We start from the raw sequence: 12,350 nt of genomic DNA on the forward strand, positions 1-12,350 counted from the left end.
ACCTGTTTGCCTTTCTGTCTTCTCTGGTGGTTGCTCCTGAGATCCCGCTCGCCCGCCATTCCGGGCTTCTCGTTGACATCGAGCGCGGCTGGTTCGGCCTGTTTCGGCAAGCCTGCGTTCCGAAGTGGAGGGCAAAGTGGAGGGCTGGCCGGTTCTAGCCGCCGACCCTGTAGCGGAGCAGAGGAGCCTGCCGGAGTGGCCGGGTCAAGGGTGGACGCAGTCCATCACGCAGTGACGCGAAGCGCCCTTGATGCGGTCCGGAGGCGGGCGGAGAGTGGAGCGGAGGGTCGAAGGCGTGAAGGTGACGTGATCGTTGACTCGTGGCACTTCTGTCTCCTCGCATGGCAGGTCTGTCCTAATTGCGTCCTTGGCCAGCGTGAGTGTTTCGGTGCGGATGTCGGAGATGACGGACGGTTGGTGCGTAGGCCAAGCGAGGCAATCGACACCACACTGCACGCTGCCGTCTGTTGTGTGACGGTGGGCAGTCATGCAGAGAGGAATGTGAGGTTCTCATGAGAGGCAATCGGATCGCCGCCTCCCTCGCGGGGGTCGCCATGATCGTGGTCGCGACTGGCTGTGGGGGCGCAGAGGACAGTCTGGAGGGTCAGTCCGGACCGGAAATCATGGAGCGTGTCCAGGAGGACATGGGCGCGGTCAGCTCGGTGAGCATCGCGGGTGAGGTCGAGCAGGACAGTGCCACCCGGGAGCTGGATCTGGCTCTCGATGAGAAGGGCAACTACGAGGGCACGATCTCCTTCGACGAGGTCGAGGCCGACGTCCTGATCGTTGACCACCGTCTCTTCGTCCAGGGCGAGGAAGAGTTCTGGTCCAAGACGGGCCTCGCGGCCGACGACCAGATGGCCGGATCCCTTGCGGGCATGTGGGTCGCACTTCCCGGCGGGCCCCGGGCGGGCAACGATGCCGCCGGCATTGACGGCACCTGCACCGTGGAGTCCTTCATGGGTTTCGCGACCGCTGGCAAGGAGACCGTCGAGGGTGGCGTACCCGCCGAGCCGAAGTCGGAGTATGGGGGTATGTGTGACCTGGAGTCCTTCATGGTCGATTTCACCGACGCCGATTGGGATGCCGTGACCAAGGGCGAAACCACCGAGGTCGACGGCGACCCGGCCCTTGAGCTCATCGCTGAGAACGAGCAAGGCACCACCCGGATGTGGGTCTCGACTGGCCAGGACAATCACGTCCTGAAGGTGGTGCGCGAAGGCGCCGAGTCAGACGAGTTCACGCTCGGTGACTACAACGAGCCGGTGGAAGTCTCTGTCCCGGATGAGGACGAGATCCTCGACCTCGCTGGCGCCAGGAGCTGATCGCGGCTCTCGAACCTCGAATGGGAAGCGGTGGTTGCGTTGGCGACCATCGAGTTGCGCGGCGAAGGGAGCGGCGCTCGGGATGACTTCCTGGGCGCCGCTCCTTCTGTTGTGCCGTGCGGGCTAAGGTCCGACGCCGAGCCCGGAACGGCCGGAGGCCGCATGCCCGGCACGGCGGCGGGCCGAAGGCCCGCCGGCTCGCGCCGGAGGCGCGCTTGAGTCAGTAAGGAAATTCTTCACGGACCACTTTCGTGAGACCTTGGGCTGTCGTCATCGCGGGACAGACTTCTTTCCACTGGTCAAGACTAGGAGTACCTGGGCCGTACAATCCGGCGATTTATTGAGTCTAAGGATTCGCTTCCATGCTCTACAGAAGCCATAGCCGTTTCAACGTCAGAAATTGACGGCAATCCATCAATTCTCACAGAGAACCCTCCCGAGTCGGTCTCCGCACGCGCTAGGGCAGCATTCAGGCCTTCGACTGCCACGCGCACGAATTGCAGCCAAATCTTAGTGAATCTAAGTTCGCGATAGACCCTGTAACTATTGGTCGCTCTGTCCATAAAGAGCCCACGACCACTCCAACCCACAGGAGTCGTGGCACGGGCGCTCATCTCGTTCAACCTTCGCTGGTGAAGCTTCATGTCATAGGCCGGTAGTCCAAGAAACTTCTCGAATCCGCCAACTAGCCCCTCAGGATGTATTGCATCCAAGTCTCGCAGACTAGAATTGACCGTGCTCACCAAATGGCGAGGCGCCGAAACCTGCACGAGCTGAGCTCGTTCCAGATGACGCCATCCCCCACGTGCGCTTCCATCGAGCTGGACAAGGCCAATCGGCCTTCGCCGCACAGACCACCCAGGAACGATGTCAAAGCGGCATTTCGTCGTCTGAAAATCCAAGTCGCCTTCATCATCGAGGTCCGCTAGGTAGACCTCACCGTAACAAGAGCCGCTCTCGACGTACTCACTCAGGATTCTGTCGAATAACTCCCAGAACATCATGCCCGCGTCACCAATTTGACGGTAGGATATGTCGGACAGAAACGCCGCGAGGTACGCAGTCGCGGCTCCCCTTTCCTGCCCGGAAACTTCCAGCTTCCACATATATTGGTAGTGGCGATGCATTAGGTCTTGTACAAACATCGCAGACATCGGCTTAGAGTTAAGCTTCTCGCGGATCTCGGCTAAGGACGAATCACCATAGATATCGTATGTCGTCCGTGAATATCGCTGGGATATAGTCACTCCGAGACACCCCCCCGAGTCTCGCCCGGCCGATTCCCACCCGTGTCAGTCACGTTGGACGAGAGCCTTTCGTAGAAGGACCAGAACCTTTGACCTGCTACTTCACCATGGTGGATGTCTGCCCCACGCGCGAGTGCTTCCGGCAGAAGCCAAGCGGCGACAAAGACCTGTTCAAAGCCCCCGTCAAGGTGGAGGTGGTTCGCAATCTCAACACTCGCCGCGTCCATGGTCTTCCCATCATGCTCATCCTCACCGTGCTCGAACATCTCCGCGAAATCCTTACGACGCAGAGAGTCAAAGTGCGACTTTGCCCTTTGAGATCGACTCAAACGGCGAACGCGACCGGGCGCAATGCCTAAATGGTCCTGGTCAGCGTCGAGTACACCGAGAAGGAGATCAACGGCGGCTTGAGTTTTGGAGTCTAGTATGTCAGACCATACTTCAGCAAAGTCACGGAAGAGTTCACTTCTCCCATTAAGACGCGCCTGCGCATAAGCGATACCTGATACTTGCAAGAAGAGAAGGAACGGCTCGGCTTGATACGAGTACGCGATCGAGACATGTGTTCTCCGAACAGTAGATCGCAGCCGGTGCGCAGCACGGTCTGTAGCTGTAGCAAGGTAACGCAGCCGTTGTTGCAACTCGGAAGGCCGACCCTGCTCAAGAACATCACCCAGGAGATCGTCATGGGCGCGATAAAATGCCCATCCAAAGGCATCCGGACGATCCGAGTCCAACTCGAGATCGACCCTGGCACTCATACGCGCGATAGGAAGGCGCATTTGCTGCGTCATTGCGTCAATCTTCTCCCGCTGGGCAACCATAGATAGTTCTGGCCACTTATCGTCCACATCGTGATGGACCGATTCACAGGCATCGAATAGTTCTTCAGCGCTTGAAACAAGCACCCCGTCTAGTTTGTGGAGAAGCTCGTCCATCCGACTGAGCGCGGCTGCCGCTGGGAGCTCAGGCGTCTCGCTGAGACCCAGCACCCAGGGAAGCAGAGTTCCTTCGAGCTGTTCGATAATGAGGTCGATCTGATCAACCACTTCACTTGCTATGGATCGTGCGGCAAGTTGATATAGATTGGCGTTTGAAGTTATCCGCCTCCCTTCCACGTTATACTCGAAGGTCAAAGCGTCTCTTAGTTCATGAAAAAGATCCAACGCTTGGGGGCCAATTCTGCGTTTATCTTCGCCCTGAGCCTGATGAACCATCCATTCAGGAAATCCCTTCCGTAGCGTCGATACGTAATCGTATAGACCTAGAACTGTTTGTGCATATGCGAGAATGGAGAAGTCAATGAGGTTGTGTTGGCGGGCTACCGTGACTTGCAGGGACGACGTGCTCTTACTGGAAGGACCATCCGAGGCGCGAGGTGTGATGGCATCCATAGCTGTCGCAACCACGACATCAGACCAGAGTCGAACCTCTTCAAACTGGCCTTGCGCTGCCAAGTATCTGGGAATCGGACTTAGACGTCCAACAAGGTCGTCCAGTTGAGCCGGTGCTCGATCGTCGAACTGGTCCGCCAATATGGATGACAGGTGCCTCTCGAACCACATGCCATCGGTGGGGCTGTCTGGCTGTAGCGTCGTAGAGGTATTGAGCGCCGTATCGACCTCAAACGTACTGGCGGTGAGCCAGTCTTTATGTTGCTCTCGGGGAACACCCCATTCCTCGACCCGGCTGAGCTCTTGCTTCTTTGTCGCGTATGCTATCCAAATTGAAGTTATCGAGTGGACTATTGTGAGGGCGCGGGGATCTATTGACGCATATTTGGAGTCATGGCTAAATGACTGTTGTTCGCGGGCTCGAATAAGGCGACCTAGGTCACGAAGTGTTTCAATAGAGTCGAGGGCTCTCCTACGACTGATTGCCACTCGTTGCCTTTGGGACGAACTGCCCGAACGAAGCGCGTAGTTTATCCAGCGGGCCATGTCACGCTGTATGACAGGCAAGAGTTTCACAGGTTCAAGCAGTCCGTACAGTTGTGTCCTTAGTTGACCAAAGGATGTTGCAACCAAGGCAAGTAGCAGAGACAGGATCAACAGGGTTAGTCTGGTGGGCTCCTCACCCCAGAGTGGGAGTACAAGGATCGCCAGTCCAAAGAGAACGGCGTAGACGTAGAGCACGGCGTAGGCCCGCCCGTTTGGAATCCGCGTCACAAGAGACCTGACTCTTGAGGTGGCATCGCGGTATGTGGTCGAGACGACAAAGGCCACGGTTGCGAAATAGACGCTAGCGAGCGTTCCTGTTACGGCCAATGTTGCGGCGACCAGATCCAGATACTGGGTGCCTCGTGGAGGCGCGGAGCCTAGCCATGCAGAAGCTATTTCCATTTGCGCTGGCATCCAAGTCCACGAGCGGACACTTTGCCGTAAGAATTGGGCGAAGGACTGGGTTACGGCAACACTTCCAAGAGCCACGAGAAGTGCGATGAAAGCGCGCAGGAGAGAAACAAGTATTATTGTTGCCACGCGGGCTGTTCGGCGCGAACTTTGCGCGATTCTGACCAGGAGCGCGGCCGTTTTGGCGTTCCAGTGGAGCCAGCGGCTGCGGAGTTTCCAATAGGTGGGATGCGAAAGCATTCTGACCCGTGCGGCAAGTATACGGGAACGCATCCAAGTTACTCCGTTTCGTTGGGACGGTCGCCATGCTGCGTGCTTCCAGCGCACGCGCAAGGACATTTTTAAGAGGGTTGACGAAAGGCTAGCTAAGTCAGCCTCTTCGAGTTCATGAGGTCTGCGTGGTCCCAGGCCACCATCGAGACCCATCGCACGTCAGTTGCCTCTTGAGTGTCATGGTCGCGGTCCACCTCAAATGCTCCGGTGTCGCAGTTGTCGCAAGGCTGCACGTCTTCCAACAGCGATGACCAGCCGCCGCAGTCCTTGCAGTAGCCCGCCGCCGTGCCACAGGAATCACACACCCCGCCGCTCCAACCGAGGTCGTCACGAACCCAGATTTCTCCATAGCACTCGCCTACCGTGCATGCTTCGACCCCGAGAAACTCCTCGACAAAGTCGCTCCAGGGAGGAAGCAAGTCCTCAAGATGGTCCGCGTCGGTGGCTTCGGGCAACTCACGTAGCACGACCTTCGGATGATCCGCGATGGCTGCTCGTGCGACGGCGCCCTCATCGAAGCCTCGGTGGGAATAGAGAACGCCCTTATCGACACCCGTGTCCAGACACTTCCCCACGAAGGCGTCAACGACTCCGAGGCCGACCTTGCCCTTATATCGCTTAGCTTCGACGCCAATCTCCACGCGCTCGCCACAGACCTCGCCGGTGACGAGGGTGTCAATCTGCCGAGTTCGCCCGCTCTTACCGACCCGTTTGACGTTGTGCTCAACCGTCGCGTTCGGGTCTTTGCTCGCTAGGAGGTCCTTAACGTCCTTTTCGAACGTCAGCCACTCAGGATCGGTGGTTGCGAGAGACTTAGGAGCCGATGGATCGGCCTCGTCATTACTCTCAGGCTCAACAGCGGGATCGCTCACCCTGCCAATCTAGGTGATTCTCCCGGGCGTTTACGGGTGCGGCGCCTCGGAACTGGCTAATGCTTCGTCGACTCTGCGAGGCGCATAAGGTCACCCCTCGACCACAGACCCCCCGCAGTGATCGACGGAACCTCGTCCCCTTGACCGAGACTCAGGATCTCGGAGACTCGCCGCCCCGTGATGTGTGTTGCCCCGACTGCCTCCATCTCGAACATGACGTCCGGAAGGGGCATCCGGCGCCGATGCGAGGACGCCTCCGCCGCCACCCTCCGCTCGAAGTCGATCTCATCGATAGCTGCGGTGCGCATGACTTCTTCGGCTTCGGACAGAATCGTGGTCCCCTGAAGCAATTGAGCGAGAGGAAACGACTCAAAGGCAGGATGGGACACCACCCAAACTTCTGGAGTGCGATTAGTGACCGGGACAGGGTCTCGCCCTCGTCGCATGGCGACGGATCCCCTCATACCTCCCGCTCCTGCTGCCACCAAGGCCGTCGCCTCGGTGGGGTGCCAGGACAGGACTGGCGCAAGCGACCGCACATCATCCGAACTGACGTGACCGACCACCTCGGCCTCAATGTCTTTTAGGAGCTCGAGCACCTCTCCCTCCGGCAGCTCTGCGTCAGCACCCGGACCGAGGACCACCACGGACGTTGGGATGCCAGTGCCAAGAGTAGCTGCCAAGGTCAGTGAGTCGGCGAGCGGACTTCGGAGACCCGATTCCCGACCTCGCGCCACGATGTCCCCACCGACGTCGATCAGCACGATCTTGTCGACGTCCAATGATGATGAGAGTCGCCGGAGTTGGTCTCTAAGCCCGACCGCACCGCTGTCGAGATCGTGCAAGAAGATCCGGGCCCCGCTCGTCTCGGCCAGTCGAGGCAGCACGGACCTTCCCGGTGGAACTGTGTCCGCACGGGGGGTGATCTCCGCGGGTTCACCGTTGACGAGCGCCAGTCCAGTGAAGTCGGCACGAGCCCGGGGGCCGGGGATCGGATCGATCCGGAGGCGTTCCCATGCGCAGGTAGAGACGAGAGCAGGACGCTCGTCGGTGTCCCCGAGGGCGCGTCGGGCAAGCAGTGCACCGACTGCATCGCCACCGCCGCCAGCTGCTACGTAGAGAGTCCTCATGGGGCGATTGTGTCTCGGGGCCGCTGCAACCTCTACCCTTAAGTGGTATTAGCCAGATGAGGTGTGAGTGATGACCAGCCAGACCCCTGCGAAGTTCCGACGCATCGCCGGCGACTTCCGCACGCGGATCCTCAGCGGGGAACTTCGTGCGGGCGACGAGGTGCCGAGCGAACGCGCTCTGGCGACCCAGTACGACGTTTCTCGACCCACGGCGACCAAGGCCCTGGCACTGCTCCGCACGGAGGGTTTCCTCACCTCGGTCCAGGGCTCAGGGACGTTCGTTGCCGACCTCAATGTCAGTCGCCGTCCACGTGATCGCTACGCGAGGGCCAAGCGGGCCGGTCGGATCTACAGCGGCAATGAGCGAGCCGAGATCGTCGCTGCGGAGGTCGTGGAGCACCCCCCTTCGCACGTGGCGCGGGGTCTCGCGCTCCCGGAGTCAACGGCTGCAATTCGCCGTCGGCGCATTACGTGGGACGGCGAAGAACGAACCGAGGTTTCCACGTCATGGTTCAGTGCGGAGCTGGCCGCACCCGCCCCTCGACTCTTGTCGACTGAGCGCATCCGAGCGGGCACGGTGGCGTACGTCGAGGAGCAGACCGGGCGCACCGCGGAGTACGCCCGCGACCGCATGACCGCACGAGCAGCTGGCGATCAGGACGCCCGCGACCTCGGGCTCAAAGACTCCTCGACGCCTGTGCTCCTCGTCGAGCACACCGTCTACGACGAGGCCGATTTCCCCATCGAATTCGCCGAGGCCATCTACCCACCTGGCCGCTTCACGGCCGAGCAGCGCTACAGCCTCTCCTAGCGAAGCCCAGCATCCACCGCGACATCGCTTGTACTCCTAAGTGGTATATGCCACTTTGGACTAACTGGCACATACCACTTAGGAGTGAGTCGAATGGCAATGCAACGTCGCTTCCCGGTCGGTCACGCGGACGTCTTCCCCGCGGGTGCGTTCTTGAAGGGAGGTGTGGAGCCGGTGGCGGACTTCAACGCGGAGCGGCGTGCGGACGGGTCGAGGCCGCAGCAGCTGGACAAGGACACGGGCTTGCCGATGTGGCAGGTGATGGTCCTGGACGCGGACGAGGAGGCCGGCAAGAAGGACACGGCAATCTCGATCAAGATCGCGGCGAAGGTGCAGCCGGTCCCTCCGGAGAACACGACGCCGTTCCCGTGGACTCCGGTGGAGTTCGTGGGCCTGACGGCTCTCGCGTACGTGGACGACAACGGCAATCGGCCTCGGCTGGCGTGGTCCTTCCGTGCGGAGTCGTTGAAGGCTCCGGGCAAGCCTGCCGCCTCCGGCTCGTCCGCGGAGAAGGCGGCTTGAGATGGGACGGCCGGTGGGTGCAGCGGCGTGGGCGCACGCGCTGGGTGTGCACGAGAACGACGTGCCGGGCGTGCTGTTCGGCCTGGTGCGTGCGCTGCGGGGCATCGATGAGCAGGTGATCAAGGTGCGCAGCCTCGTCCACTCGGGTCCGGACCCCGATCTGGACACCGCACTGCTCGTGATGGAGCGGGCAACGCACGAGGCCACCGCTCAGGTCGAGGACGCGCACCGGGAGGTCGTGCGCCATGCGTGAGCACCCGCAGCGGGCACAGGGCGGTCTCGGCGATGACGTGGTTTCCGTTGTCGTGGAGGCCGCCCTGCGTGCGTGCTGGCTCCTCGTGCGCACGGCGTGGTGGCTGGCGGTATCGGCGGTGCGTCACCCGGCGGCGGCGGTCGTGGCCGTGCTCGGGGTGCTGCTCTGGCGCATGGTCAGCCCGACCCTCGTCGTGGCCCTCGTCGTCGCTGCCGCGCTGGGGCTCGTCGTGTGGCGGATGGTGTACCCGGCGTCGTTCGGGCGTCTGGTTCGTCCTCGGCTCTCGCAGGCGTGGCGGATGCCGGCCTATCGGCTGTACTGGCCGCACGTGGCCAGTCGGTGCGGGCTGGTGGTGACCCCTCGGAGCGAGGAGCGCACGGAGTGCGAGGTGGCGAAGCTGCGTCGCCTCCAGGTCACTCCGGCCGGGATTGAGCGGCTGCTGGTCCAGGTGCCGGTGGGTCTGACCTTCGATGACGTGGCGGCTCGGGTCGAGGCGGTTGGGCAGGCGTTCGGCTCGCGGTCGGCTCGGGTGGTGCGTGCTCGTCCTGGGCGGGTGTGGATCGAGTTGGTTCGTCGCGACGTGCTGGCACGCGTGGTCTCGCCCATCGCTTCGTCGGGCACGGACCTCGCGGGGCTGCCGGTGGGGTTGGCCGATGACGGCGGCGCGTGGCGGATGCGCCTGTCGGGCACGCACGCCTTGATCGCCGGGGCCACGGGTTCCGGGAAGGGCTCGGTGCTGTGGTCGCTGATGGCGGGTCTCGCCCCCGCGCTGCGGGATGGCTGGGCGCAGGTGTGGGCCATCGACCCGAAGGGCGGAATGGAGCTTGGTCTCGGGCGGGGCTGCTTCGCGCGGTTCGAGGGCGGCGACGCGGAGGCGATGTGCGACCTCCTCGAGGAGGCGGTGAAGGTCAAGAGCGAGCGGGCGGCTCGGTTGGCGGACAGAGGACAGCGGCTGCACTCCCCTACGCCGGATGACCCGCATCTGGTGATCGTGGTGGACGAGCTGGCGACGTTGACCGCCTTTGCCGAGCGGGCCGTGACGCGCCGCATCGATCAGGCGATGGGTCTCCTGCTCACGCAGGGCCGCGCGGTCGGTATCAGTGTCGTGGCGGCGGTGCAGGACCCCGGCAAGGACGTGGTGACGTGGCGGGACCTCTTCCCGACCCGGATCGCGCTGAGGGTGGACAACCCGATCCAGGTCGACATGGTGCTCGGCGAAGGAGCGCGGGACAGCGGTGCCCGGGCCGACGAGATCAGCGAGCTGATGCCCGGTGTCGGGTACGTCCGGGTCGAGGGCACTCGCGCGATCCGTCGTGTGCGGGCGGCGTACCTCGCCGATGACGACGTGGTGGAGCTGTCGGACAGCATTCCCTCGCACGCGCCTCTCGGCCAGGGCGAGGAGACCGACGAGGGTGGTAAGGCGGCATGAGCCGGGCTCGGGGTACGCAGATCGGCAACGGCGTGAGTCGCGACGTGCGGCAGCGTGTCTACGGCACGCCGGTTGACGGGGTCACGGCATCGCCCTCTCTGGCATCACGGCTCGATGCGTGGGGATGGCGCGTCGACGGGGTGTGCACGGACGCTGCGGACGACGGTGCTGCATGGTTCGCCCAGGACGGCTCGTTGGCCTCCCGTGCTGCTCGGCGGGCCTGTCGGTCGTGCCCGGTGCAGCGGGTGTGCTTGGCGTCGGCGTTGTGGTTCGGCGAGGAGTACGGCATCTGGGGTGGCACCACCCCGGAGCAACGGGAGGCGATGACCACGCGGCTCCTTCGCGGAGAATCCCTCGACGGTGTTGTCAGGTGGGGCATCGACGAGGACCGGGATGCAACGGCCTGACACTGCGCCCTCGGTCGGGACCTCGCATGCCGGGTTCCCGGGGTACAGCGAGGCATCACCCCTCGACCTCGACCACCTCGGGGCAGCGGCGCGACAGGGGATGGTGGACCGCCTCGTGGGCGGCACCTTCGATGCCTGGGCGGATGTGGCCTCCCGGGTGGGCCACTGCGCGCAACCGATCAAGCTGGTCGGATCCTCCAGTCGGGTGGACCGGGCCACGGGCGAGGTGGTCTCCAGCTACTCCTCGGCGCAGGAGCCCTTCGGGGTGACGTACGTGCGGTGCGGCAACCGGCGTGCGAGTGTCTGCCCGGCGTGCTCGCGGATCTACGCCCGCGACACCTTCGAGATGATCCGGGCCGGGGTGGTCGGCGGCAAGAGCGTGCCGGAACAGGTCAGTGGCAACCCGCTGGTCTTCTTCACCCTGACGGCTCCCTCCTTCGGTCCGGTGCACACGGCGAAGGGCGGGCAGCGGTGCCGTCCTCGGGATGGGCACGCGGTGTGCGAGCACGATCGTCCGGTGGCGTGCTGGCAGGCGCACGAGAGCGACGACCTCGACGTGGGGACGCCGATCTGCTCGGACTGCTACGACTACGAGGCGCATGCCATCTGGCAGTGGTGGGCTCCCGAGCTGTGGCGGCGCTTCACGATCACGACCCGTCGTGTGATCGCTCGGGCGATGGGGGTTCCGGACTCGCGGCTGCGAGAGGTCGCGACTTTGCAGTACGCGAAGGTCGCCGAGTACCAAGCACGGGGTGTGGTCCACTTCCACGCTCTGGTTCGGCTCGACGGGCCAAAGGCACTGGAGGGGTTCGCGCCTGCCCCCGCCTCGGCCACTCCATCCGTCCTGGCCGGGTGGCTCGAGGACGCTGCCCAGCGGGTGCACTTCGACGCTCCGCCGTGCGGTGGCCATGACGCGGGCCGGCTGCGCTTCGGCGCCCAGGTCGACGCTCGCTCGGTGACCGCGACACGACGAGATGACCCTGACGCTCCGCTGGTGGGTGAGCAGGTCGCCGGCTATCTGGCGAAGTACGCGACGAAGGCGGCCGCGGACACCAGCGCTAAGCGGCGTGAGTCCTGGCACTACCGGCGGCTGCGGGCCACGATCATTGACCTCGCCGACGAGCGGGTGGCGGGCGATGACTACGGGCTGATGGGCAAGTGGGCGCACATGCTCGGCTTCCGGGGGCACTTCTCCAGCAAGTCGCGGTGCTACTCGATCACGCTGGGCGCCCTTCGCCGGGCGCGGCAGCGGTGGCAACGGATCGCCGCCGACAGTGCTCGTGACGGCCGGGAGATGCCGGTCCTGGACTTCGCCGACCTCATCGCCGACGACGAGGAGGAGACCACGCTCGTCGTCGGCTCCTGGAACTACGTCGGCACCGGCTGGGATACCGACGCGGACACCGCCCTCGCGCTTGCCGCGGCTGATCGTGCCCGCGCCTATGACCAGTGGCGAGCCGAGACCGCAAGGACGGCATAACCAGCAGGACAGAACGAGAGAAGGAGAGTCAGATGTGCAATCGACATGACCCGCTGTGGACCATTCAGGACGTGGCGACGTTCCTCGGGATACCCGTGGGCACGCTCTACGACTGGCGCTGCCGTGGTGAGGGACCGCCCGCCTTCAAGGTCGGTCGGCGGCTGCGCTACCGCGAGACCGACGTCTTCGCGTGGCTCGAAGAGCAGACGGCAGCGTGAGCCGTGGGACGTCAGGGACTGGCCCCTGGTGA

Annotated in this window: 11 protein-coding genes; 8 read left to right on the forward strand and 3 right to left on the reverse strand. The window is 63.3% G+C overall.

The genetic code is table 11. The annotated features are described in order from the left end of the window. Positions 1 to 512 precede the first annotated feature (512 nt). A complete protein-coding gene (locus tag BJY20_RS06365) occupies positions 513 to 1,325 on the forward strand; it encodes a hypothetical protein (protein WP_185990750.1) in 813 nt (270 codons plus the stop codon). Between the two features lie 1,243 nt (positions 1,326 to 2,568). On the opposite strand, the gene BJY20_RS06370 is transcribed toward BJY20_RS06365, so the two are convergent. The 3 genes from BJY20_RS06370 to BJY20_RS06380 all read right to left on the reverse strand — a co-directional run bounded on the left by BJY20_RS06370 (position 2,569) and on the right by BJY20_RS06380 (position 7,198). After that, on the reverse strand, positions 2,569 to 4,797 hold the full coding sequence (locus BJY20_RS06370; RefSeq protein ID WP_185990751.1) for a hypothetical protein: 2,229 nt from the start codon (positions 4,795 to 4,797) through the stop codon (positions 2,569 to 2,571). Between the two features lie 491 nt (positions 4,798 to 5,288). Continuing rightward, a complete protein-coding gene (locus BJY20_RS06375; protein WP_185990752.1) occupies positions 5,289 to 6,068 on the reverse strand; it encodes a restriction endonuclease in 780 nt (259 codons plus the stop codon). A 56-nt stretch (positions 6,069 to 6,124) separates the two neighbouring features. Beyond that, on the reverse strand, positions 6,125 to 7,198 hold the full coding sequence (locus BJY20_RS06380) for a DUF1152 domain-containing protein (protein WP_185990753.1): 1,074 nt from the start codon (positions 7,196 to 7,198) through the stop codon (positions 6,125 to 6,127). A 70-nt stretch (positions 7,199 to 7,268) separates the two neighbouring features. Here BJY20_RS06380 and BJY20_RS06385 point away from each other — a divergent pair, with 70 nt between their 5' ends. The 7 genes from BJY20_RS06385 to BJY20_RS06415 all read left to right on the forward strand — a co-directional run bounded on the left by BJY20_RS06385 (position 7,269) and on the right by BJY20_RS06415 (position 12,318). Further along, a complete protein-coding gene (locus BJY20_RS06385; RefSeq protein ID WP_185990754.1) occupies positions 7,269 to 8,009 on the forward strand; it encodes a GntR family transcriptional regulator in 741 nt (246 codons plus the stop codon). 93 nt (positions 8,010 to 8,102) lie between these two features. Further along, entirely contained in the window at positions 8,103 to 8,531 is a 429-nt protein-coding gene (locus tag BJY20_RS06390; protein WP_185990755.1) for a plasmid replication, integration and excision activator, read from the forward strand. 13 nt (positions 8,532 to 8,544) lie between these two features. Continuing rightward, entirely contained in the window at positions 8,545 to 8,784 is a 240-nt protein-coding gene (locus BJY20_RS06395) for a hypothetical protein (RefSeq protein ID WP_185990756.1), read from the forward strand. Continuing rightward, on the forward strand, positions 8,777 to 10,213 hold the full coding sequence (locus BJY20_RS06400) for an FtsK/SpoIIIE domain-containing protein (protein WP_185990757.1): 1,437 nt from the start codon (positions 8,777 to 8,779) through the stop codon (positions 10,211 to 10,213). Before BJY20_RS06395 ends, BJY20_RS06400 begins: the two co-directional genes overlap by 8 nt. Beyond that, positions 10,210 to 10,620, forward strand: a complete 411-nt coding sequence (locus BJY20_RS06405) for a WhiB family transcriptional regulator (protein WP_185990758.1) — start codon at positions 10,210 to 10,212, stop codon at positions 10,618 to 10,620. The genes BJY20_RS06400 and BJY20_RS06405 overlap by 4 nt, the downstream gene beginning before the upstream one ends. After that, positions 10,607 to 12,100: a replication initiator gene (locus BJY20_RS06410; protein ID WP_185990759.1), complete on the forward strand. Its 1,494-nt coding sequence runs from the start codon at positions 10,607 to 10,609 to the stop codon at positions 12,098 to 12,100. Before BJY20_RS06405 ends, BJY20_RS06410 begins: the two co-directional genes overlap by 14 nt. Before the next feature lie 32 nt (positions 12,101 to 12,132). After that, positions 12,133 to 12,318, forward strand: coding sequence for a helix-turn-helix transcriptional regulator (locus BJY20_RS06415; RefSeq protein ID WP_185990760.1), 186 nt, complete (start codon positions 12,133 to 12,135; stop codon positions 12,316 to 12,318). Positions 12,319 to 12,350: the final 32 nt, after the last annotated feature.

Origin of the sequence: Janibacter cremeus (assembly GCF_013409205.1) — a bacterium.
Lineage (GTDB): Bacteria > Actinomycetota > Actinomycetes > Actinomycetales > Dermatophilaceae > Janibacter > Janibacter cremeus.